The following is a 22,591-nucleotide window of genomic DNA, read 5'->3' as shown; positions in this document are numbered from 1 at the left end:
AGGACATGTATGGCAATGACTTCCCGGGCGAGGACGCGCCCGGCGGCCTGCTCGGTGAGGTCGAGGCCGCAGAGGCGGCGTTGCGTGCGGCCGCGGAACGCGGCCGTGCCGCCGCCGAGCCGGGCAGCGACCTGGCCGCCTACTTCGCCGAGGTCGTCGACGCCGACCAGAAGATCGAGCCCCGTGACTGGATGCCGGAGGCGTACCGGCGGACGTTGATCCGGCAGATCGCCCAGCACGCCCACTCGGAGATCATCGGCATGCAGCCGGAGGGCAACTGGATCAGTCGCGCTCCCTCCCTCAAGCGCAAGGCGATCCTGCTGGCCAAGGTGCAGGATGAGGCCGGACACGGTCTCTACCTCTACGCCGCCGCCGAGACTCTCGGCGTGAGCCGGGACGAGCTGGTCGACCTGCTGCTCGACGGCCGGCAGAAGTACAGCTCGATCTTCAACTACCCCACGCTGAGCTGGGCCGACGTCGGCGCGATCGGTTGGTTGGTGGACGGTGCCGCGATCGTCAACCAGGTGCCGCTGTGCCGCTGTTCGTACGGCCCGTACGCCCGGGCCATGATCCGGGTCTGCAAGGAAGAGTCCTTCCATCAGCGTCAGGGCTACGAGATCCTGCACACCCTGGCGCACGGCACCGCGGCGCAGAAGGCGATGGCCCAGGACTCGGTGGACCGCTGGTGGTACCCCTCCCTGGCCATGTTCGGCCCACCCGACGGCGATTCCACCCACTCCGCGCAGTCGATGGCCTGGAAGATCAAGCGTTTCTCCAACGACGAGCTGCGCCAGCGCTTCGTGGACATGTGCGTCGGCCAGGCCGAAGCGCTCGGGTTGCGCCTTCCCGATCCGGAGCTGCGCTGGAACGACGAGCGCCAGGCGTACGACTTCACCCAGCCCGACTACGACGAGCTGATGCGGGTGATCAAGGGCAACGGGCCGTGCAACCGGCAGCGGATGGAGCACCGGCGCCGCGCGCACAGCGAGGGCGCCTGGGTGCGTGAGGCGGCCGCCGCGTACGCCGCCAAGCGTGCGGTGAAGGAAAAGGAGAAGGTGGCAGCGTGAGCCGGCAACACACCCCGCTCTGGGAGGTCTTCGTCCGGGCCCGGCGCGGGCTGGCGCACACCCACGTCGGCAGCCTGCACGCGCCCGACGCGGAACTGGCCCTGCGTAACGCCCGTGACCTCTACACCCGACGGCAGGAGGGCGTGTCGATCTGGGTGGTGCCGGCGAGCGCCATCACCGCCTCCAGCCCGGACGAGAAGGACGCCTTCTTCGACCCGGCCGCCGACAAGGTCTACCGCCACCCCACCTTCTACGAGGTACCCGACGGGGTGGCACACCTGTGAGCGAGCTCTTCCCCTTCACCCTCGCCCTCGGTGACGATGCGCTCATCGCGGCGCAGCGGCTGGCCGAGTGGAGCACCCGGGCGCCGGAGATGGAGGAGGACATCGCGCTGTCCAACATCGCCCTGGACCAGCTCGGTGCCGCCCGGCTCCTGCTGTCGTACGCGGGCGAGATGGAGGGCGCCGGCCGGGACGAGGACGCGTTGGCGTACCTGCGCGACGACCGGGAGTTCCGCAACTGCCTGCTGGTCGAGCTGCCGAACGGTGACTTCGCGGTGACAATGGCGAAGCTACTCGTCCTGTCGGCGTACCAGGTGCCGCTCTACACCGCCCTGGCCGGCTGCCCGGACGAGCGGTTGGCCGCCATCGGCGGCAAGGCCCGCAAGGAGTCCGCGTACCACCTGGACCACGCCGCGCTGTGGGTGAGGCGGCTGGGCGACGGGACCGAGGAGTCGCACCGCCGGATGCAGGCCGGGATCGACCAGGTCTGGCCGTACGCCGACGAGTTGTTCGCCGCACGGCCGGACGCGCCGGTCGACCCGGCGACCCTGCGGTCCGAGTTCGACGACACCGTCACCGCCGTGCTAGCCGAGGCGACGCTCACCGTCCCGGAGGTCGGCTGGACGCCGGCCGGCGGGCGCGACGGGGTGCACACCGAACACCTGTCGTACCTGCTCGCGGAGATGCAGGTGGTGCATCGCGCCCACCCCGGGGCACGCTGGTGACGCGATGAGCAGAGCACGGCAGGCCGTGGCGGCGGTGGTGGATCCGGAGATCCGGGTGGTCACCATCGACGATCTCGGCATCCTCCGGTCGGTCCAGGAGGACCCGGCCACCGGCCGGGTGGTGGTGACGATCACCCCCACCTACACCGGCTGCCCGGCGATGGACGTCATCCGCGCCGACATCCGGCGCGCACTGGTCGCCGCCGGTCATCCGGACGCCGAGGTGCGTACGGTGCACAGCCCGGCCTGGAGCACCGACTGGATCAGTGACGCCGGACGGGCCAAGCTGGCCGCTGCCGGCATCGCCCCGCCCGCCCCGGTCCGGCGCGACGGCGTCGTTCCGCTCACCCTGGCGGTGCGCTGCCCACGCTGCGGGTCGCCGGAGACCGAGCAGCTCAGCCGCTTCGGCTCGACCGCGTGCAAGGCGCTGTGGCGTTGCCGCTCCTGCGCCGAACCCTTCGACCATGTGAAGGCCCTGTGACTGTCACCATCACCCGCCCGGTCCGCCGCCGGCCGGTGTTCCACCCGCTGCCCGTCGTCGCCGTGGACCGGCTCACCGCCGACGCCGTCGCGATCACTTTTGCGGTTCCGGAGGAACTGCGCGAGACCTTCGCCTTCCGCGCCGGCCAGCACCTGACCGTACGCCTGCCGGCGGCAGCCGGTACGGCGGAGAGTGACGGCGGCGGGGACGTGCGTCGCTCGTACTCGATCTGCTCCACCCCGGCGGACCTGGCGCGGCACGGGCGGTTGCGGATCGGCGTGCGGGAGATCCCGGGCGGGGCCTTCTCCGGCTACGCCTGCGGGGCGCTGCGGCACGGCGACACCATCGAGGTGCTGCCGCCGCTGGGGCACTTCACCACCGCCTTCGCACCGGACCGGGCTCGTCGCTACGGTGCGGTGGTCGCCGGCTCGGGCATCACCCCGGTGCTGTCGCTGGTCGCCACCGCGCTGGCCGTCGAACCGGCCAGCACCTTCACGCTGGTGTACGGCAACCGCACGGCCGGCAGCGTGATGTTCGCCGAGGAACTGGCAGACCTGAAGGACCGCTACCCGACCCGGCTGCACCTGGTGCATGTGCTCTCCCGCGAACAGGGCGATTCGCCGCTGCTGTCGGGGCGGATCGACGCGGAGCGGCTGGGTCGGCTGCTGGAGACCATCGTGCCCGGCGAGGCGATCGAGGAGTGGTTCCTCTGCGGCCCGTACGGACTGGTGGTGGACGCTCGTGCGGTGCTCACCGCGCGGGGTGTCGCGGAGCCGGCGGTGCACACCGAGCTGTTCCACGTCGACGCGCCGCCCGAGCCGGTGCGCCGGACGGACGACGCGTCCGGCGGTACCGACGTGACGATCATGCTCGACGGACGATCGTCGAGCTTCACCATGCGCCGCGACGAACGCGTGTTGGACGCGGCGCTGAAGGTCCGCGGCGAGCTGCCGTACGCCTGCAAGGGCGGGGTCTGCTCGACCTGCCGGGCCAAGGTCGTCTCCGGTGAGGTGGAGATGGCCCGCAACTACGCCCTGGAGCCCGACGAGGTGGCCGCCGGTTATGTGCTGACCTGCCAGTCCAGCCCGCTGACCGACACCCTCACCATCGACTACGACGCGTGACGCTTCGACTCGGCGGCCGTCATCAAGCTGCTCCGCCGGGAACCCCGGACTGATTGTGATCCGACCCGGGGCGGTATCTTGGTGGCTGCCAGGAGCAGTAGCTCTTGGAAGTGGACCCGGCAGCCTTCCGGACGGTGGGTGGGCCGGGTTTCGCGTACTCACACCTCGTGTGCCTCATCGACCATGCGTTGCACGGCCGTCCGCCATCGTCCCCGCTTCGCCCAGCACCACGCCTGTGCAAATTGTCAACGGACCACGACATATCTTATGAGGATCTTGCGAACATGATTCCTGGTTGGGCAGGGGGATGGATCACAGGTCAAGTGCGCCGCTGAGAGCTGAGCGGGTGGTCGGCGTACCCTCGGGTACGTGACGGTGAATCGGGAGATCGACGACATCCTGCAGCGCGGTGCCGACGGCGGGCGGGTCACGCCCGAGGAGGCCCTGCTGCTTTACACCGACGCCCCCTTCCACGCCCTCGGCGAGGCGGCGGACGCGGTCCGTCGGCGGCGGTACCCGGACAACATCGTCACGTACCTGATCGACCGCAACATCAACTACACGAACGTCTGCGTGACGGCGTGCAAGTTCTGTGCCTTCTACCGGGCACCGAAGCACAAGGAAGGGTGGACCCACCCGACCGAGGAGATCCTGCGTCGCTGCGGCGAGGCGGTCGAGCTGGGCGCCACCCAGGTCATGCTCCAGGGCGGCCACCACCCGGACTACGGCGTGGAGTACTACGAGGAGCTGTTCTCCTCGGTGAAGAAGGCGTACCCGCAGCTGGCCATCCACTCGATCGGGCCGAGTGAGATCCTGCACATGGCGAAGGTCTCCGGGGTGAGCCTCGACGAGGCCATCGCCCGGATCAAGGCCGCCGGGCTCGACTCGATCGCCGGTGCGGGCGCCGAGATGCTGCCGCAGCGACCCCGCAAGGCGATCGCGCCGCTCAAGGAGTCGGGCGAGCGCTGGCTGGAGGTCATGGAACTCGCGCACCGGCAGGGCGTCGAGTCGACCGCCACGATGATGATGGGGACCGGCGAGACGGCCGCCGAGCGGATCGAGCACCTGCGGATGATCCGCGAGGTGCAGGATCGTACGCAGGGCTTCCGGGCCTTCATCCCGTGGACGTACCAGCCGGAGAACAACCACCTCAAGGGCCGCACCCAGGCGACGACCCTGGAGTACCTGCGGCTGGTGGCGGTGGCCCGGCTGTTCTTCGAAACCGTGCCGCACCTGCAAGCGTCCTGGCTGACCACCGGCAAGGACGTCGGTCAGCTGGCGCTGCACATGGGTGTGGACGACCTCGGCTCGATCATGCTGGAAGAGAACGTCATCTCCTCGGCGGGCGCCCGACACCGGTCCAACCTGCACGAGCTGATCGGGATGATCCGTTCCGCCGGCCGGATCCCCGCTCAGCGCGACACGCTCTACAACAGACTGGCCGTGCACCACACGCCCGACGACGACCCGAGCGACGACCGGGTGGTCTCGCACTTCTCGTCGATCGCCCTGCCCGGTGGCGGTGCCGGCCGTTCGCTGCCCCTGGTCCAGGCAACCTGACCGACGCCCAACCCGACCAGTCGAACCGACGCCGATCGGCACCCTGCACCGCCCGCCCCTTCCGCTCGACGGGACGCGCGACTTGCGGCATGTTGGCCCTTCCGGTCGAGGGGATGGCGCGAGTTGCGGCATCCCGGGCCCTCGTCGGGCGGGCGGCGTCGTCGGGTGGGGTGCCCAGCGGGCGAGGGATCACTATGGGTCACTGTGGTTCGGGCGTTGCGTCACAGTGGTGGCTCGATTGGTTGTCAGCCGAACGGCTCAGGTGGATCATCCATCCGGTTTGAAGCGTCGGGCCGCTCCGGCCATGCACCCAGGCGTGACCAGGTAGCAAGGCCCATCAATCCGGACAATCCTTAAGTTGCCATTAGCTGAGCAGCTTGTGGCGGGTGTGATGCAGGGTGGCGCGGGTGATCGCTGACCGCTAACGTCCCCGCCCGTACGTTTCCTTTACCCCACGGGGGAGACACCTCAGATGATTTTCCGTAACCGGGCTGCCGCGTACCTGGGTGCCGGTGCCGCCGGTGTCCTCGCGGCCGGCAGCTTCGCCGCGCCGGCTCTGGCGGACGACACCGCGGATCTCGCCATCAAGGCGACCGGCACCACCATCGCGGTCGGCGCACCGGGCAAGGACGCCAGCGTCTCGCTGCTCAACAAGAGCAAGGTCGACGCCAAGAACGTGCTCGTCGCCCTCGACATCAGCAAGCTGAAGACCGACCTCGTCGACATCGACGAGAGCGGCTGCAACCCGCGCGAGGACGGCTGGATCCTCTGTGGCATCGAGGGTGACACCATCCGTGCCGGCGAGGACGTCGACTGGTTCTTCCCGCTGACCCGCAAAGGCGCCGAGGTCGGCTCGGCCGGCTCCATCACCGCGGTGATCCTGCACGGCGGCCCGGACCCGGACGAGTCCGACAACGCCGTGACCGTGGACGTCAAGGTCGAGGGCACCGGGCCGGACCTGACCGTCGTCGCCGACGACGTCCGCAAGGCCGTCAAGGTCGAGGGCGGCACGATCACCGAGGTCGGCGACCTGTACGCGGGCAACACCGGTCAGCTGATCTACGGTGCCTTCAACCAGGGTGACCAGGCTGCCAGGGGTCTCCGCATCGAGGTGCAGCTGCCCAAGGGCGCAACCTTCGCCGAGAAGGAGCCGGACTGCACCTACAACGCCGCGATGACCTCGCTGACCTGCGAGTACACCAAGGCTGTCCTCATCCCGACCGCGCAGGACAAGGACGGTGACGACCTCTACTCCGGTGCTCGCTTCTACAACCTGGTGAAGGTCGCCGACGGTGTGAAGCCGAGCAGCCTGACCGGTGGCAAGGTCACCATCGAATCGCTGGGCGCGCAGGAGGCCCCCAGCGCCCTCCGGACCGCCGCCACCTCGGCTCTGCCGGAGAACGCCACCGGCGTCGCGGGCAACGACGTCGACCCGAGCGACAACACCGACGACTTCGCGGTTGTCGTGGCCGCCAAGGGCGGCACCGGTGGTGGCGACGGTGACGGCCCCGGCCTGCCGGTCACCGGTGTGCAGGTTGGCCTGATCGGCGGCGTCGGCGCGGCCGTGCTGGCCGCCGGTGTGGCCATGTTCCTGGTTTCCCGCCGTCGCCGGGTGGTCCTGGTGACCCCGGGTGACGAGAAGACGAACGCCTGAGGTTCGTCCTCTATCGGCCCGCGCGGGCCGTTCACATAACGCACGGCAGTGAGGGCGGGATGGGTGACCATCCCGCCCTCACTGTGTCGCTCGACCCTGGGCGGGCCGCCGTCCACCGGGCTGGCAGAGTGAAGGGGTGAGCCGTACCCCGCAGGGCCAGCGCGCCAGTCTGGACAAGCAGCCGCACGAGGTCGCCGCGATGTTCGACGGTGTCGCGGCCCGTTACGACCTGACCAACACCGTCCTGTCGTTCGGTCAGGACCGGTTCTGGCGACGGGCCACCCGTGCCGCGCTCGACCTGCGACCCGGCGACCGGGTGCTGGACGTGGGCGCGGGCACCGGTGTCTCCACCGAGGAACTCGCCCAGTCCGGGGCGTACGCGGTCGGGGCGGACCTGTCCCTCGGCATGCTGTACGCCGGCAAGCGCACCCGCCCGCAGGTGCCGTTGCTGGCCGGAGATGCGCTGCGGTTGCCCTTCGCCGACGCCAGCTTCGACGCGGTGACCATCTCCTTCGCCCTGCGCAACGTCAACGACACCGACGCCGCGCTGGCTGAGCTGGCCCGGGTGACCCGTCCGGGCGGCCGGCTGGTGATCTGCGAGTTCAGCACCCCGGTCAATCCCGCGTTCCGCACCGTGTACCTGTCGTACCTGATGCGTTCCCTGCCGGCCGTGGCCCGGACGGTCTCCAGCAACCCTGACGCGTACGTCTATCTTGCCGAGTCGATCCGGGCCTGGCCGGACCAGCCGGCGCTGGCGGCGCGGGTGGCCGCCGCGGGCTGGGGCCGGGTGGCGTGGCGCAACCTGACCGGCGGCGTGGTGGCCCTGCACCGCGCGGTCCGGACGTGAGCGCTACTTACCCTGTGCCTGTCGCGCCAGGGTAATACCGCCATTTAGGGAAATAAGGCGATTATGTTGCCTTTGCGGCTTAGGCTGGCCGACATGACGGATCCGAAGAATGTGGCCATAGGAGATGCCGCGGAGCTGGTCGAGCAGCTCAGGGGCCTGGCCGGAGCGGATCCCGCCGACGTCCGCCAGGTGGTGACCGAGGTGCTCGCGGCCCTGGACCGGGCCGCCGGTGGCACCTTGCGTGAGCAACTGCCGGAGACCATCCGCGCCAGCCTGGACGGCGCCGCATCGGCGCGTCCCTGAGTGCTGCGCAGCGCGAGCTGACCGGCAGGAGCCCGCTCTGGTGACCGGGGCCCTTTCCCGCGTCCAGCAGGTTAGGTCGACCTAACAAGGCGAGCTTACGGTGCCGGTCATAGACTCGTCCCGGCTGGCTTGTGAAGCATTTCACGAGCAGGGCGGGGAGGAGGCGCTAATGACCGCGGTGGAGAACGACGCCGACGTGATCGTCGTGGGCGCCGGTCCCGGTGGTTCGGCGACCGCGTACCACCTGGCTCGGCACGGCGTACGCGTGCTGCTGCTGGAGAAGACCGAGTTCCCCCGGGAGAAGGTCTGCGGCGACGGGCTGACCCCGCGTGCCGTGCGGCAGTTGATCCGGATGGGGGTGGACACCTCCCCCGAGGCCGGCTGGCTGCACAACCGCGGCCTGCGAGTGATCGGCGGCGGCGTCCGGCTGGAACTGGACTGGCCGGATCTGGCCAGCTTCCCGAACTACGGCCTGGTGCGTACCCGACTCGACTTCGACGACCTGCTCGCCCAGCGCGCGGTGTCGGCCGGTGCCAAGCTGCGTACCAGCGTGAACGTCATCGGCCCGGTGTTGGACGGCGACGGCCGGGTGATCGGGGTGCAGGGCGAGGACGGGCCGGACAAGGCACCCGTCACCTTCCACGCCCCGCTGGTGGTGGCTGCGGACGGTGTCTCGGGCCGGTTCCCGCTCGCCCTCGGGCTGGCCAAGCGGGAGGACCGCCCGATCGGTGTCGCCGTCCGGCGCTACTACCGGTCCGAGGCCCGCCACGACGACGACTACCTGGAGTCCTGGCTGGAGTTGCGGGCCAAGGGCACCAACGAACTGCTGCCCGGGTACGGCTGGATCTTCGGCCTCGGTGACGGCCGGGTCAACGTGGGGCTCGGCATCCTCAACTCGTCCTCGGCGTTCGGCAAGACGAACTACCGGCGGCTGCTCACCGACTGGCTGGCCAACACGCCGCCGGAGTGGGGGATGACCGACGAGGCAAACGCCGAGGGTTCGATCCTCGGTGCCGCGCTGCCGATGGGTTTCAACCGGGTGCCGCACTACACCCGGGGGGTCATGCTCGTCGGCGACTCGGGCGGCATGGTGAACCCGTTCAACGGCGAGGGCATCGCGTACGCGATGGAGTCCGGTGAACTGGCCGCGGAGGTCGCGGTCCAGGCGCTCGCCCGGCCGGCCGGTGCCGAGCGGGAGCGGGCCCTGATGGCGTACCCGCAGGAGCTGAAGACCCGGTTCGGCGGCTACTACCGGCTGGGCGGGGTCTTCGTGAAGCTGATCGGCCGTCCGGAGATCATGCGGGTGGCGACCAAGCACGGCATGCCCCACCCCACGCTCATGCGTTTCGTGCTCAAGCTGCTGGCCAACCTCACCGACCCGCGCGGCGGTGACGCAATGGACCGGGTGATCAATGCGATGACCCGGGTCGCGCCCGCCGTGTAGGGGCGCGGAGCAGGCAAGGTCCACCCCCGCCGAAGGGCGCGGGGTGGGATGTGAATAGTGTGAATTTCGCCAACCACCGAGGGCAGGGAAGGACGAGCAGGAGAAAACATGTCGCTCTCGCCTTACGTACCCATCATCGGGCTGTTCGCCCTCGCTGCGGGTTTCGCGCTGTTCTCGATAGCCGCCGCCCGGTTCGCCGGCCCCCACCGCTACAACAAGGCCAAGCTCGAAGCCTACGAGTGTGGCATCGAGCCTAGCCCGCAGCCGATCGGCGGTAGCCGGTTTCCGGTCAAGTTCTACCTGACGGCGATGCTCTTCATCGTCTTCGACGTGGAGATGATCTTCCTGTACCCGTGGGCTGTCTCCTTCGACATCCTGCCGGTCTTCGGGTTCGTCGCCATGTTGGTGTTCATCGGTGCCGTCTTCGTCGCGTACGCCTACGAGTGGCGACGCGGCGGCCTGGACTGGGACTGAGGGAGGAACGGCTATGGGTATCGAGGAGAAACTTCCCGCTGGCGTCCTGCTCACCTCGGTGGAGAAGCTGGTCAACTGGTCGCGCAAGTCGTCGGTCTGGGGCGCCACGTTCGGCCTGGCCTGCTGCGCGATCGAGATGATGGCCGCCGGTGGTCCGCACTACGACATGGGCCGGTGGGGCATGGAGGTCTTCCGGGCCTCGCCCCGGCAGGCCGACCTGATGATCGTCGCCGGCCGGGTCAGTCAGAAGATGGCCCCGGTGCTGCGCCAGATCTACGACCAGATGGCCGAGCCCCGCTGGGTGCTCTCCATGGGCGTCTGCGCCAGCAGCGGCGGCATGTTCAACAACTACGCCATCGTGCAGGGCGTCGACCACGTCGTACCTGTCGACATGTACCTCCCGGGCTGTCCGCCCCGGCCGGAGATGCTCATCGACGCGATCCTCAAGCTGCGCGAGAAGATCGGCCACGAGCCGCTCGGCCCGAACGGCCGCAAGATGCTGGCGGCCCGCGAGGCGCGCGGTGACGTGCCGGTGGTGCCGTACGGCTCGATGCCGTCGTCGTACCGCAGCGACAAGGCCCGGCGGGCCGAGTGGACGAAGGCCGTCCGCGAGGGCCGCGAGGAGCAGCTGCGGATCGAGAACTGGATGAAGGCCCAGAACCACCTCCACCCGTACGGGGGGATCAAGTGACTGACGACAAGCCCACCACCGGCGGTGTTCCGGTTCCGGTGCCGCCGGCCGGCGCGACGAGTGGCGCCCCCGCCGAGTTCCCGCCGGCCGCACCCGCCGGCCGGGGCATGTTCGGCAACCAGGGCAGCGGCGACGTCTCCGGGTTCGGCGGACTGGTCCGGCAGCACCACACGGTCGAGGACTCACCGCGGCCGTACGGCGGCTACTTCGACGAGGTCCGGGACGCGCTGGAGGAGGCGTACCCGGCGTTCGGCGAGGCGATCGAGAAGGTCGTGGTCGACCGGGGCGAGCTGACCCTGCACATCCGCCCGGAGCGGATCGCCGAGGTCTGCCAGGTGATGCGGGACGATCCGGCGCTGCGTTTCGAGCTGTGCTCGTCGGTGTCCGGCGTGGACTACCTGGGTGCCGATGCCCGCCGGCTGCACGTCGTCTACCAGCTCACCTCGATGACCTACCGGCGGCGGGTCCGGCTGGAGGCCGCCGTCAGCGTCGAGGAGCCCCACCTGCCCAGCGTCACAGCCGTCTACCCGACCGCCGACTGGCAGGAGCGGGAGACGTACGACATGTTCGGCGTCGTCTTCGACGGCCACCCGGCGCTGACCCGCATTCTCATGCCGGACGACTGGGAGGGTCACCCGCAGCGCAAGGACTACCCCCTCGGCGGCGTGCCCGTGGAGTACAAGGGTGCCGAGATCCCGCCGCCCGACAAGCGGAGGTCTTACCAATGACCACGTCGAACTACGCCACCGAGCGCGAGACGACCGAGGGCCGCGTCTTCACGGTCACCGGCGGGGACTGGGACGACGTCGTCTCCGGCGTCGACCCGATCAACGAGGGTCGGATCGTCGTCAACATGGGCCCCCAGCACCCGTCCACGCACGGTGTGCTCCGGTTGATCCTGGAGCTGGAGGGCGAGACGGTCCGGGAGGCCCGCTCGGTCGTCGGCTACCTGCACACCGGCATCGAGAAGAACCTGGAGTACCGCAACTGGGTGCAGGGTTCGACCTTCGTGACCCGGATGGACTACCTCTCCCCGCTGTTCAACGAGACGGCGTACTCGCTGGCCGTGGAGAAGCTGCTCGGCATCGAGGAGCAGATCACCGAGCGGGCCACCACCATCCGGGTGCTCATGATGGAGCTGAACCGGATCTCCTCGCACCTGGTCTGGCTGGCCACCACGGCGATGGAGCTGGGCGCGATCAACATGATGCTCTACGGCTTCCGGGAGCGCGAGTACATCCTGGAGATCTTCGAGCTGATCACTGGTCTGCGGATGAACCACGCGTACGTCCGGCCGGGCGGCGTCGCCCAGGACGTGCCGGACGAGGCGATCGTCAAGATCCGCGACTTCCTCAAGCTCATGCCGAAGCGGCTCAAGGAGTACGAGGACCTGCTCTCCGGGCAGCCGATCTGGCTGGAGCGGACGCAGAACGTCGCGGTGCTGGACGTGACCGGCTGTGTGGCGCTCGGCGTCACCGGGCCGGTGCTGCGCTCGGCCGGGCTGGCCTGGGACCTGCGCAAGACGATGCCGTACTGCGGCTACGAGACGTACGAGTTCGACGTGCCGACCCACTCCGACGGCGACGTGTGGGGCCGCTACCTGGTTCGGAACGCGGAGATCCGCGAGTCGCTCAAGCTGGTGGAGCAGGCGCTCGACCGGCTCAAGCCGGGGCCGGTGATGGTGGCCGACAAGAAGATCGCCTGGCCGGCGCAGCTGGCCATCGGCGTCGACGGCATGGGCAACTCGCTGGAGCACGTCGCGAAGATCATGGGCCAGTCGATGGAGTCCCTCATCCACCACTTCAAGCTGGTGACGGAGGGCTTCCGGGTGCCTCCGGGTCAGGTGTACGTCGGCGTCGAGTCGCCGCGCGGCGAGTTGGGCGTGCACGCGGTCTCCGACGGCGGGACCCGGCCGTACCGGGTGCACTACCGGGAGCCGAGCTTCGTCAACCTCCAGGCGCTGCCGGCGATGGCCGAAGGCGGCCTTATCGCCGACGTGATCGCCGGCGGTGCCTCGCTGGACCCCGTCATGGGAGGTTGTGACCGGTGACTGTCTTCACTGACGAGACGCGGACCAGGGCTCGGGAGATCATCGCCCGCTACCCGGCGGACCGGTCCCGCTCGGCCCTGCTGCCGCTGCTGCACCTCGTGCAGGCCGAGGAGGGTTACGTCTCCCCGGCCGGCGTGGCGTTCTGCGCCGAGGTGCTCGGCCTGAACAAGGCCCAGGTCGGCGCGGTGGCCAGCTTCTACACGATGTACAAGCGCCGGCCCACCGGTGACTGGCTGGTCAGCGTCTGCACCAACACCATGTGCAACGTGCTCGGTGGCCAGGAGGTCTACGACACGCTCACCGAGCACCTGGGCGTCGGGCACGACGAGACCACCGCCGACGGCAAGATCACCCTGGAGCACGCCGAGTGCCTCGCCGCCTGCGACTACGGCCCGGTGATGACCGTCAACTATGACTTCTTCGACGGCGTCGACCCGCAGACCGCGGTCGGGGTGGTCGACGAGCTGCGCGCCGGTGGGCGGCCCACGCCGAGCCGGGGTGCCCGGCTGTGCACGTTGAAGGAGATGGCGGTCCAGCTCGCCGGCTTCGCCGACGAGCGGGAGGGCGCCGTCGCCGACGGGGTGCCGGGCGAGCCGACCCTGCGCGGTCTGCGCCTGGCCCAGCAGCACGGCATCTCGGCACCGGGCTTCGACCCGAACACCCCGATCCGCAGCGGCAAGGCGGGCGACAAGCCCGCCCCGGCCACCCCGGCGAAGGCCGCCCCGACCGGCAGCACCGCGCCCGACGTACCGGCGCCGGACCGCAAGTCGCCGCAGGTGCGTACCGCCGAGACCCGGCAGCCGGACGCCAAGACCGCGGTGCCGGACGCGCCCGGCACCAAGGTCCCCGTCGACGGGCAGCCGCCTGCGGCGGGCGACGCCCGGGCTGCGGAGGCCGCCGGTGCGGCGGCCAACAAGCCGGCGGGCGACGGCAAGCCGGCCGGTGACGACACCGGGGCGCAGGAGCGCAACCTCAGGGAAGCGGAGTCCACCGGCGACAGCCAGGACTCCGCGCACGACAAGGGGGCTCAGAAGTGACCACGCCTGCGCCGGAGACCCTGGCCAAGTTGACGCCCGTGCTCACCAAGCGCTGGCTGTCCCCGGACGCCTGGCGGCTCGACACCTACGAGAAGCTGGACGGCTACGCGGCGCTGCGTAAGGCGATCAAGGCGCACCCGGACGACCTGATCCAGTTGGTGAAGGATTCCGGGCTGCGCGGTCGCGGCGGCGCCGGCTTCCCCACCGGTCTCAAGTGGGGCTTCATCCCGCAGGGCGACGGTAAGCCGCACTACCTCGTGGTCAACGCCGACGAGGGTGAGCCCGGCACCTGCAAGGACCTGCCGTTGATGACGCACGACCCGCACTCGCTGGTCGAGGGGGTCATCATCGCCTCGTACGCGATCCGGGCCAACCGCGCCTACATCTACATCCGGGGCGAGGCGGTGCACGCCGCCCGCCGGCTGCGCAACGCGGTGAACGAGGCGTACGCCAAGGGTTACCTGGGTCGCGACATCCTCGGCTCCGGCTTCGACCTGGACCTGGTGGTCCACTCGGGTGCCGGCGCGTACATCTGCGGGGAGGAGACGGCGCTGCTGGACTCCCTGGAGGGCTTCCGTGGTCAGCCCCGGTTGCGTCCGCCGTTCCCGGCCACCCACGGGTTGTACGCCAGCCCCACCGTGGTCAACAACGTGGGCACCATCGCCAGCGTGCCGCACATCGTGCTCGGCGGCGCGGACTGGTGGAAGTCGATGGGCACCGAGAAGTCGGCCGGCCCGATGATCTACTCGCTCTCCGGCCGGATCGCCAACCCCGGCCAGTACGAGTGCGGCCTCGGCATCACGCTGCGGGAGCTGATCGAGCTGGCCGGCGGGATGCAGCCGGGCCACAACCTGAAGTTCTGGACGCCGGGCGGGTCGTCGACGCCGCTGCTCACCGCCGAGCACCTGGACGTGCCGCTGGACTTCGAGGGGGTGGCCGCCGCCGGGTCGATCCTCGGCACCACCGCCACGCAGATCTTCTCCGACCAGGACTGCCCGGTCTACGCGACCTACCGGTGGCTGGAGTTCTACCACCACGAGTCGTGCGGAAAGTGCACCCCGTGCCGGGAGGGCAACTACTGGATGGTCCGGGTCTACCGGCGCATCCTCGCCGGTCAGGGCACCCAGGACGACCTGGACACCCTGCTCGACACCTGTGACAACATCCTCGGCCGCTCGTTCTGCGGTCTGGGTGACGGTGCCACCAGCCCGGTGACCTCGTCGCTGAAGTACTTCAAGCAGGACTACCTCGACTACATCGAGGGACGTACCGCGCCGAAGTTGTCCGACAAGCAGTTGGTGGGAGCCCACTAATGACGGACGTTGCCAAGCCGACCGAGACGGTCACCCTCACCATCGACGGCGTCGAGGTCACCGCCCCCAAGGGAGCGCTGCTGATCCGGGTCGCCGAGCAGATGGGCACCGAGATCCCCCGGTTCTGCGACCACCCGCTGCTGGCTCCGGCCGGCGCCTGCCGGCAGTGCCTGGTGGAGGTGGAGGGGCAGCGCAAGCCCGTCGCCTCCTGCACCCAGACGGTCGCCGACGGCATGGTGGTCCGCACCCAGCTCACCTCTCCGGTCGCCAAGAAGGCGCAGGAGGGGATCATGGAGCTGCTGCTGGTGAATCACCCGCTCGACTGCCCGATGTGTGACAAGGGCGGCGAGTGCCCGCTGCAGAACCAGGCGATGTCGACAGGTCGCACCGACTCCCGGTTCCACGAGCACAAGCGGGAGTACCCGAAGCCGCTGCCGATCAGCACCCAGGTCCTGCTCGACCGCGAGCGGTGCGTGCTCTGCCAGCGGTGCACCCGGTTCTCCGAGGAGATCGCGGGCGACAAGTTCATCGACCTGATGAACCGCTCCTCCGCCGAGGAAATCAACATCTACCGGGACGAGGACTACGGGACCGAGGGCGAGGACGGCGACGTCCCGTTCAACTCGTACTTCTCCGGCAACACCGTGCAGATCTGCCCGGTCGGCGCGCTCACCGGCACCCAGTACCGCTTCCGCGCCCGCCCGTTCGACCTGGTCTCCAGCCCGAGCGTGTGCGAGCACTGCTCAGCCGGCTGTGCCCAGCGCACCGACTGGCGGCGGGGCAAGGTGCAGCGCCGACTGGCCGGGGACGACCCGCAGGTCAACGAGGAGTGGAACTGCGACAAGGGGCGCTGGGGCTTCCAGTACGCCCGCGCCGCCGACCGGCTCACCACCCCGCTGGTGCGCGACGAGCACACCGGCGAGCTGCGGGAGGCGTCCTGGAGTGAGGCGCTCAGCGTGGCCGCCGAAGGGCTGCGGGCCGCCCGGGACACCGGCCAGGGCGCCGCGGTGCTCACCGGTGGTCGGCTGACCGTCGAGGACGCGTACGCGTACGCCAAGTTCGCCCGGGTCGCGTTGCACACCAACGACATCGACTTCCGGGCCCGCCCGGTCTCCCGCGAGGAGGCCGACTTCCTGGCCAGCACGGTCGCCGGCAGCACCGAGGTCACCTACGCCGACGTCGAGAACGCACCGGCGGTGGTGCTGGTCGGCTTGGAGCCGGAGGAGGAGTGCCCGATCCTCTTCCTGCGGCTGCGCAAGGCGTACCTGAAGAACAAGCTGAAGGTGTACGCGATCGCCCCGTTCGCGACCCGTGGCCTGGAGAAGCTCGGCGCCAAGCTGGCCCGGGTGGTGCCGGGCGAGGAGGCCGGGGTGCTCGCCGAGCACGCCACCGTCGCCGAGGCGCTCAGCGCCGAAGGGGCGATCCTGATCGTCGGCGAGCGGCTGGCCACCGTTCCGGGTGGACTCTCCGCCGCCGCCGAGGTGGCCGCGCGCACCGGGGCGAAGCTGGCCTGGGTGCCGCGACGCGCGGGTGACCGCGGTGCCGTCGACACCGGTTGCCTGCCCAACCTGCTGCCCGGCGGTCGCCTGGTCACCGAGCCGGGCGCGCGTGCCGAGCTGGGCGAGGCGTGGGACATCCCCGCCGGGGTGATCCCGAGTCAGGCCGGCCGGGACACCGACGGCATCCTCGCTGCCGCCGCCGGAGGCCAGGTCAGCGCGCTGGTGGTGGCCGGGGTGGATCCGGCCGACCTGGCCGATCCGCGCCTGGCCGAGCAGGCCCTGGACGCGGTGCCGTTCCTGGTCAGCCTGGAGCTGCGGGCCAGCGCGGTCACCCGTCGGGCGAACGTGGTCCTGCCGGTCGCACCGGTGGTCGAGAAGGCCGGCAGCTTCCTGGACTGGGAGGGCCGGCTGCGTCCGTTCGACGCGGTGCTGGACACCGCCGCGATGACCGACGGTCGGGTGCTCGACGCGCTCGCCGCCCAGCTGGACGTACGGCTGGGCACCGGGGACGTGCTGACCGTCCGGCGTGAGCTGGGCAGCCTGCCGGTGACCCGTGCTGAGCGCCCGGCCGCGCCCACGATGCAGCCGGGCTCGGTGCCGCAGCCGGGCGCCGGTGAGGCGGTGCTGGCGACCTGGCATCAGCTGATCGACCTGGGCAGCCTCACCGACGGCGACGAGCACCTGGGTGGCACCGCCCGCCCGCCGGTGATCCGGCTGGGCAAGGGCAGCGCGGAGGCGCTCGGTGTGGCCGACGGTGACCCGGTGACGGTGGGTACCGACCGGGGTGCGGTGACCCTGCCGGCGGCGATCACCGAGATGCCGGACGGTGTGGTCTGGCTACCCACCAACTCGCCCGGCTCGACGGTGCGGCGCAGCCTCGGCGCGACCTCCGGCGCGATGGTGCGGATCTCCGCGCCCGGCGTGACGGAGCCGGTCGCCGCCGACGCGGCCGACCGTCCGGGCCCGCTCCTCAACTCCTCCGGGGGTGTCGCATGAACGTCATCGCCCAGGCGCCGTCGCTGAGCGACTTCGGCCACGACCCGTGGTGGCTGGTCCTCGGCAAGATCGTCTTCGCCTTCGTGGTGGCTCTGCTCGGCACCCTGCTCGGCGTCTGGTTCGAGCGGCGGGTGGTGGGGCGGATGGCCGTCCGCCCCGGCCCCAACCAGCTCGGTCCGTTCGGTCTGCTGCAGACCCTCGCCGACGGCCTGAAGATGGCCTTCAAGGAGGACATCCTCCCGAAGTCGGCGGACAAGGTCATCTACTTCTTCGCCCCGGCCATCTCGGTGATCTGCGCGGTCACCGCGCTGTCGGTGATCCCGTTCGGCCCGATGGTGAGCATCTTCGGCCACCAGACGCCGTTGCAGGTCACCGACGTGCCGGTGGCGGTGCTCGTGGTGCTCGCTCTCTCCTCGATGGCGGTCTACGGCATCGTGCTCGCCGGCTGGGCGTCCGGCTCGACCTACCCGCTGCTCGGCGGCCTGCGGTCCGCCGCCCAGCTGATCTCGTACGAGGTGGCGCTGGGGCTGTCCATCGTGGCGGTGTTCATGCTCGCCGGCACGATGTCCACGAGCGAGATCGTGGCCGCCCAGGGCAGCACGACCGAGCTGACCCTGTTCGGCGCCGACATCCAGACGCCGGGCTGGTACGCGCTGCTGCTCTTCCCGAGCTTCATCGTCTTCTTCATCTCCATCGTCGGTGAGACCAACCGGCCGCCGTTCGACCTGCCGGAGGCGGAGTCGGAGCTGGTGGCCGGCTTCATGACCGAGTACAGCTCGCTCAAGTTCGCGCTGATCATGCTCAGCGAGTACGTCGCGATGGTGACCATGTCGGCCTTCACCGTGACGCTCTTCCTGGGCGGCTGGCACGCACCGTGGCCGATCACCATATGGTCCGGGGCCAACTCCGGTTGGTGGCCGATGCTCTGGTTCTTCGGCAAGGTCATCCTGCTGGTCTTCGTCTTCGTCTGGCTGCGCGGCACGCTGCCCCGGCTGCGGTACGACCAGCTGATGCGCTTCGGCTGGAAGGTGCTCATCCCGATCAGCCTGGTCTGGATCGTGATCCTCGCCGGCCTGCGCACCATCGACGACTGGGACACCCAGAGCCGGATGTACGCCATCGGCATCCCGGCCGGCATCGTGCTGCTCGCCGCGCTGTTCTGGCCGAGCCGCAAGGCGGCACCGAAGCCGACCCTCGCCGAGCAGGTCGACAACCGGCCCCCGGGCAGCTTCCCGCTGCCCCCGCTGGATCTGCAGGTACCACCGAGCCCGCGTACCCGGCGCATGGTCGCCGAGCGGGAGCCGGCCAACGCCCCCGCCGGCCAGGACTCTGAGGAGGTGTGACGTGGGCGCGATCACCGGAACGTTCAAGGGCTTCGGGGTCACCTTCTCGCACATGTTCAAGAAGGTCGTCACCACCGACTACCCGTTCACCCCACCGACGCCGGCCCCCCGCTACCACGGGCGGCACATCCTCAACCGGCACCCGGACGGGCTGGAGAAGTGCATCGGCTGTGAATTGTGCGCCTGGGCCTGCCCGGCGGACGCGATCTACGTCGAGGGTGGCGACAACACCGACGAGCAGCGGTTCTCACCGGGTGAGCGGTACGCCAGCGTCTACCAGATCAACTACGCCCGGTGCATCTTCTGCGGACTCTGCATCGAGGCCTGCCCCACCCGCTCGTTGACCATGAGCAACGAGTACGAGCTGGCCCGGGACAACCGCCAGGACCTGATCTTCACCAAGGAGCAGTTGCTGGCGCCGCTGCTGCCGGGGATGGAGCAGCCGCCCCACCCGATGCGGCTGGGCGACAGCGAGAAGGACTACTACGTCGGGAGCCTGACGAACCCGGGCACCTCCGCCGGGGCGGAGCGCTCCCCGATGGGACCGGGCCGCTACCAGGTCGACGAGCACCCGGGCGTCACCTTCCCCGGTGCCGAGCAGGCCGCCGCGCGGGCCGAGGCGGAGAAGGGGGAGTCGGCATGAACACCTCGACGCTGCTCGCCGCCTCCGGTGCGGTCTCCGGCGGCGAGGCGGTGACCTTCTGGATCCTCGCTCCGCTCGCACTGGCCGGTGCGATCGGCATGGTCGTCGCCCGCAACGCGGTGCACTCGGCGCTGTGGCTGGTGCTGACCATGCTCAGCCTCGGGGTGTTCTACGTGCTCCAGGCGGGACCGTTCATCGGCATGGTGCAGATCATCGTCTACACCGGCGCGATCATGATGCTCTTCCTGTTCGTGCTGATGCTCGTCGGCCGGGAGGCGTCCGACTCGCTGATCGAGGTGCTGCGCGGCCAGCGGATCGCGGCGATCGGGCTGGGGCTCGGCTTCGCCGGCCTGCTCGGCAGCGGGGTCTACCGGGCCACGCAGGGCAGCACCCCGCTCGGCCTGGAGCAGGCCAACGCGGGCGGCAACGTGGAGGGCATCGCCCGGTTGCTCTTCACCGACTACATCTTCGCCTTCGAACTCACCGCGGCGCTGCTGATCACCGCCACCATCGGCGGCATGATCCTCGCGCACGTCGAGCGGCGCAAGGAGGACAAGCGCGACCAGGTGGCCACCATGAAGGCCCGCTTCGCGCCCGGCAACTACCCCGGCCCGAAGCCCGGCCCGGGTGTCTTCGCCACCTCCTCGTCGGTCGCCACCCCGGCCCGCCTGCCGGACGGGCGGCTGAGCGACCGCAGCACGCCGGACATCCTGCCGGTACGGGAGCTGACCGCCGAGGAGACCACGCTGAAGGGCACTGAGAAATGAGTGACTTCTTCTCGGTCGAGCCGAACTACTACCTGGTCCTCGCCGCGGTGCTGTTCACCATCGGCGCCGCTGGGGTGCTGGTCCGGCGCAACGCGATCGTGCTGTTCATGTGTGTCGAGCTGATGCTCAACGCGGCCAACCTGGCGTTGGTCACCTTCAGCCGGATGAACGGTGACCTCAACGGCCAGATCATGGCGTTCTTCGTGATGGTGGTGGCGGCGGCCGAGGTCGTGGTCGGGTTGGCCATCATCATGGCGATCTTCCGCACCCGACGCTCCGCCAGCGTCGACGACGCCAACCTGCTGAAGTACTAGAGGGGCCCACCGGTGGACGAAATCATGACGTACGCCCAGGCTGCTCCGGCCGAGACCGTCTCGTACGCGACGGCGGACGGGCTGCTGAGCAGCGTCTGGCTGCTGGTGGCCATCCCGCTGGTCAGCGCGACGATCCTGCTGCTGCTCGGCCGGCGGGCCGACAGGTGGGGACACTGGCTCGGGGTGGCCGCCGTCGGTGCCGCCTTCCTGCTCGGCCTGAGCTACTTCCTCGGCCTGCGCGGCCTGGAGAACAGGTCGGTCCAACTGAGCCTCTGGGACTTCATCGCGGTCGGCGGCCTGCACGTGGACTTCGGCCTGCTGTTCGACCCGTTGGCCGGGGTCTTCGTCCTGCTGATCACCGGTGTGGGCTTCCTGATCCACCTGTACGCCGTCGAGTACATGGCGCACGACGCCGGCCGGCGTCGCTTCTTCGCGTACTTCAACCTGTTCATCGCGGCGATGTTGCTGCTGGTGCTCGGCAACAACTACGTGATGCTCTACTTCGGCTGGGAGGGCGTCGGTCTGGCGTCGTACCTGCTGATCTCCTTCTGGTACACCAAGCCGGCCGCCGCCACCGCCGGTAAGAAGGCGTTCCTGATGAACCGGGTCGGCGACGCCGGCCTGGCCATCGCGATCTTCATCATGTTCGCCACCCTCGGCACCACGCAGTACGACGAGGTGTTCAACGGGATCGGCGCGCTGGCTGGCGGCACCGTGCTGGTGCTCGGCCTGCTGCTGCTGCTCGGCGCGGCCGGCAAGTCCGGTCAGTTCCCGCTCCAGGCGTGGTTGCCGGACGCGATGGAGGGCCCGACCCCGGTGTCGGCGCTGATCCACGCCGCGACGATGGTCACCGCCGGTGTGTACCTGATCGCCCGCTCCAACATCATCTTTTCGGCCAACGCCACGTTGCAGCTGGTGGTGGTCAGCGTCGGCGCGCTGACCCTGCTGATCGGCGCCGTCATCGGGTGCGCCAAGGACGACATCAAGCGGGTGCTGGCCTGGTCCACGGTCAGCCAGATCGGCTACATGTTCCTCGGTGTCGGGCTGGGCGGCGCGGCGTACGCGCTGGCCATCGTGCACCTGCTGGCGCACGGCTTCTTCAAGGCCAACATGTTCCTCGGCGCCGGCTCGGTCATGCACGGCATGAAGGACCAGGTCGACATCCGTCGCTTCGGCGGTCTGTCGAAGTACATGAGGATCACCTGGCTGACCTTCGGCGCGGGATGGCTGGCCATCATCGGCATGTTCCCCTTCTCCGGCTACTTCTCGAAGGAGCCGATCATCGCCGCCGCCTTCGAGCGGGAGGGATGGACGGCCTGGCTGTTCGGTGGTGCGGCGGTGCTCGGCGCCGCGTTGACCGCCTTCTACATGACCCGGCTCTTCGTGCTGACCTTCCACGGGCCGAAGCGGTGGACCGAGGACATCGAGCACCCGCACGAGTCGCCGGCGCTGATGACGATCCCGCTGGTCCTGCTCGGCATCGGCTCGCTGGGTGCGGGTTGGCTGCTGGCCACGTCCGTGCCGGACTGGCTGACCACCACCGCCGGGCTCGGCACGGCCGAGGCGCACCACGACGCGGTGCTGCCGCACTGGGCGATCGTGGTCCTGTCGCTGGGAGTCACCGTGCTCGGTGCGGCGCTGGGCTGGTTCCTGTTCCGCAACGGGACGGCGACCTCGCCGCAGCCGGCCGGGGTGCTGGTCACCGCGGCCCGCAAGAACCTCTACACCGACGCGGTCAACGAGGCGGTCTTCGAAAAGCCGGGCATCTTCCTCACCCGGGCGCTTGTCTACCTCGACAACCGTGGCATCGACGGGCTGATCAACGGCCTGGCCGCAGGCGTCGGCGGTGGATCGGGCCGGCTCCGGCGGTTGCAGACCGGCTTCGTCCGGTCGTACGCCACCTCGATCCTGACCGGTGCGCTCCTGGTGGTAGCCGCCTTCCTGGCCGTACAGGCGGGGTGGTTCGCGTGATCGACCT

The 22,591-nt window shown here is 69.8% G+C and carries 22 protein-coding genes; all 22 read left to right on the top strand.

Annotated features, from left to right (window positions below):
* Nucleotides 1–5 precede the first annotated feature (5 nt).
* On the top strand, nucleotides 6–1,067 hold the full coding sequence (gene paaA, locus O7624_RS14135) for a 1,2-phenylacetyl-CoA epoxidase subunit PaaA (protein WP_093404001.1): 1,062 nt from the start codon (nucleotides 6–8) through the stop codon (nucleotides 1,065–1,067).
* On the top strand, nucleotides 1,064–1,351 hold the full coding sequence (gene paaB, locus O7624_RS14130; protein ID WP_093404003.1) for a 1,2-phenylacetyl-CoA epoxidase subunit PaaB: 288 nt from the start codon (nucleotides 1,064–1,066) through the stop codon (nucleotides 1,349–1,351). Before paaA ends, paaB begins: the two co-directional genes overlap by 4 nt.
* Nucleotides 1,348–2,073 carry a 1,2-phenylacetyl-CoA epoxidase subunit PaaC gene (gene paaC / locus O7624_RS14125; protein WP_282240339.1) on the top strand — a complete coding sequence of 242 codons (726 nt, stop codon included), beginning with the start codon at nucleotides 1,348–1,350 and terminating at the stop codon, nucleotides 2,071–2,073. Before paaB ends, paaC begins: the two co-directional genes overlap by 4 nt.
* 4 nt (nucleotides 2,074–2,077) lie before the next feature.
* The gene (paaD, locus tag O7624_RS14120) at nucleotides 2,078–2,554 is read left to right on the top strand and encodes a 1,2-phenylacetyl-CoA epoxidase subunit PaaD (protein WP_093404007.1); all 477 of its coding nucleotides are present in this window, start codon (nucleotides 2,078–2,080) and stop codon (nucleotides 2,552–2,554) included.
* Entirely contained in the window at nucleotides 2,551–3,678 is a 1,128-nt protein-coding gene (paaE, locus tag O7624_RS14115; RefSeq protein WP_282240338.1) for a 1,2-phenylacetyl-CoA epoxidase subunit PaaE, read from the top strand. The genes paaD and paaE overlap by 4 nt, the downstream gene beginning before the upstream one ends.
* A gap of 369 nt (nucleotides 3,679–4,047) precedes the next feature.
* A complete protein-coding gene (gene mqnC / locus O7624_RS14110; RefSeq protein ID WP_282240337.1) occupies nucleotides 4,048–5,238 on the top strand; it encodes a cyclic dehypoxanthinyl futalosine synthase in 1,191 nt (396 codons plus the stop codon).
* A gap of 472 nt (nucleotides 5,239–5,710) precedes the next feature.
* Nucleotides 5,711–6,892 (top strand): cell wall anchor protein, encoded by a 1,182-nt coding sequence (locus O7624_RS14105; protein WP_282240336.1) that lies wholly within the window; start codon nucleotides 5,711–5,713, stop codon nucleotides 6,890–6,892.
* A gap of 136 nt (nucleotides 6,893–7,028) precedes the next feature.
* Nucleotides 7,029–7,739, top strand: coding sequence for a demethylmenaquinone methyltransferase (locus O7624_RS14100; RefSeq protein WP_093404015.1), 711 nt, complete (start codon nucleotides 7,029–7,031; stop codon nucleotides 7,737–7,739).
* A 93-nt stretch (nucleotides 7,740–7,832) separates the two neighbouring features.
* Nucleotides 7,833–8,042, top strand: coding sequence for a hypothetical protein (locus tag O7624_RS14095; protein WP_093404016.1), 210 nt, complete (start codon nucleotides 7,833–7,835; stop codon nucleotides 8,040–8,042).
* A gap of 169 nt (nucleotides 8,043–8,211) precedes the next feature.
* Nucleotides 8,212–9,486: a geranylgeranyl reductase family protein gene (locus O7624_RS14090; RefSeq protein WP_282240335.1), complete on the top strand. Its 1,275-nt coding sequence runs from the start codon at nucleotides 8,212–8,214 to the stop codon at nucleotides 9,484–9,486.
* Nucleotides 9,487–9,594: 108 nt separating this feature from the next.
* Nucleotides 9,595–9,960, top strand: coding sequence for an NADH-quinone oxidoreductase subunit A (locus O7624_RS14085; protein ID WP_093404019.1), 366 nt, complete (start codon nucleotides 9,595–9,597; stop codon nucleotides 9,958–9,960).
* Between the two features lie 13 nt (nucleotides 9,961–9,973).
* Entirely contained in the window at nucleotides 9,974–10,651 is a 678-nt protein-coding gene (locus O7624_RS14080) for an NADH-quinone oxidoreductase subunit B (RefSeq protein WP_093404021.1), read from the top strand.
* Nucleotides 10,648–11,379 (top strand): NADH-quinone oxidoreductase subunit C, encoded by a 732-nt coding sequence (locus O7624_RS14075; RefSeq protein ID WP_093404022.1) that lies wholly within the window; start codon nucleotides 10,648–10,650, stop codon nucleotides 11,377–11,379. The genes O7624_RS14080 and O7624_RS14075 overlap by 4 nt, the downstream gene beginning before the upstream one ends.
* Complete coding sequence (locus O7624_RS14070) at nucleotides 11,376–12,701, top strand: NADH-quinone oxidoreductase subunit D (RefSeq protein ID WP_093404024.1); 1,326 nt, start codon at nucleotides 11,376–11,378, stop codon at nucleotides 12,699–12,701. Before O7624_RS14075 ends, O7624_RS14070 begins: the two co-directional genes overlap by 4 nt.
* Nucleotides 12,698–13,738 carry an NADH-quinone oxidoreductase subunit NuoE gene (gene nuoE, locus O7624_RS14065; RefSeq protein ID WP_282240334.1) on the top strand — a complete coding sequence of 347 codons (1,041 nt, stop codon included), beginning with the start codon at nucleotides 12,698–12,700 and terminating at the stop codon, nucleotides 13,736–13,738. The genes O7624_RS14070 and nuoE overlap by 4 nt, the downstream gene beginning before the upstream one ends.
* On the top strand, nucleotides 13,735–15,051 hold the full coding sequence (gene nuoF, locus O7624_RS14060; protein ID WP_282240333.1) for an NADH-quinone oxidoreductase subunit NuoF: 1,317 nt from the start codon (nucleotides 13,735–13,737) through the stop codon (nucleotides 15,049–15,051). Before nuoE ends, nuoF begins: the two co-directional genes overlap by 4 nt.
* A complete protein-coding gene (locus tag O7624_RS14055; RefSeq protein ID WP_282240332.1) occupies nucleotides 15,051–17,546 on the top strand; it encodes an NADH-quinone oxidoreductase subunit G in 2,496 nt (831 codons plus the stop codon). The genes nuoF and O7624_RS14055 overlap by 1 nt, the downstream gene beginning before the upstream one ends.
* A complete protein-coding gene (nuoH, locus tag O7624_RS14050; protein WP_282240331.1) occupies nucleotides 17,543–18,889 on the top strand; it encodes an NADH-quinone oxidoreductase subunit NuoH in 1,347 nt (448 codons plus the stop codon). The genes O7624_RS14055 and nuoH overlap by 4 nt, the downstream gene beginning before the upstream one ends.
* Nucleotide 18,890: 1 nt before the next feature.
* Nucleotides 18,891–19,532, top strand: coding sequence for an NADH-quinone oxidoreductase subunit NuoI (gene nuoI, locus O7624_RS14045; RefSeq protein ID WP_093404032.1), 642 nt, complete (start codon nucleotides 18,891–18,893; stop codon nucleotides 19,530–19,532).
* Nucleotides 19,529–20,299: an NADH-quinone oxidoreductase subunit J gene (locus O7624_RS14040; protein WP_093404033.1), complete on the top strand. Its 771-nt coding sequence runs from the start codon at nucleotides 19,529–19,531 to the stop codon at nucleotides 20,297–20,299. Before nuoI ends, O7624_RS14040 begins: the two co-directional genes overlap by 4 nt.
* Complete coding sequence (gene nuoK / locus O7624_RS14035) at nucleotides 20,296–20,613, top strand: NADH-quinone oxidoreductase subunit NuoK (RefSeq protein ID WP_013731028.1); 318 nt, start codon at nucleotides 20,296–20,298, stop codon at nucleotides 20,611–20,613. The genes O7624_RS14040 and nuoK overlap by 4 nt, the downstream gene beginning before the upstream one ends.
* A gap of 24 nt (nucleotides 20,614–20,637) precedes the next feature.
* On the top strand, nucleotides 20,638–22,584 hold the full coding sequence (gene nuoL / locus O7624_RS14030; protein ID WP_282240626.1) for an NADH-quinone oxidoreductase subunit L: 1,947 nt from the start codon (nucleotides 20,638–20,640) through the stop codon (nucleotides 22,582–22,584).
* Nucleotides 22,585–22,591 lie beyond the last annotated feature (7 nt).

The organism is Verrucosispora sp. WMMD1129 (assembly GCF_029581255.1).
GTDB classification, from domain to species: domain Bacteria; phylum Actinomycetota; class Actinomycetes; order Mycobacteriales; family Micromonosporaceae; genus Micromonospora; species Micromonospora sediminimaris.
Note: the sequence above shows the minus strand (reverse complement) of the source record. Positions and strands in the feature narration are given on the sequence as shown.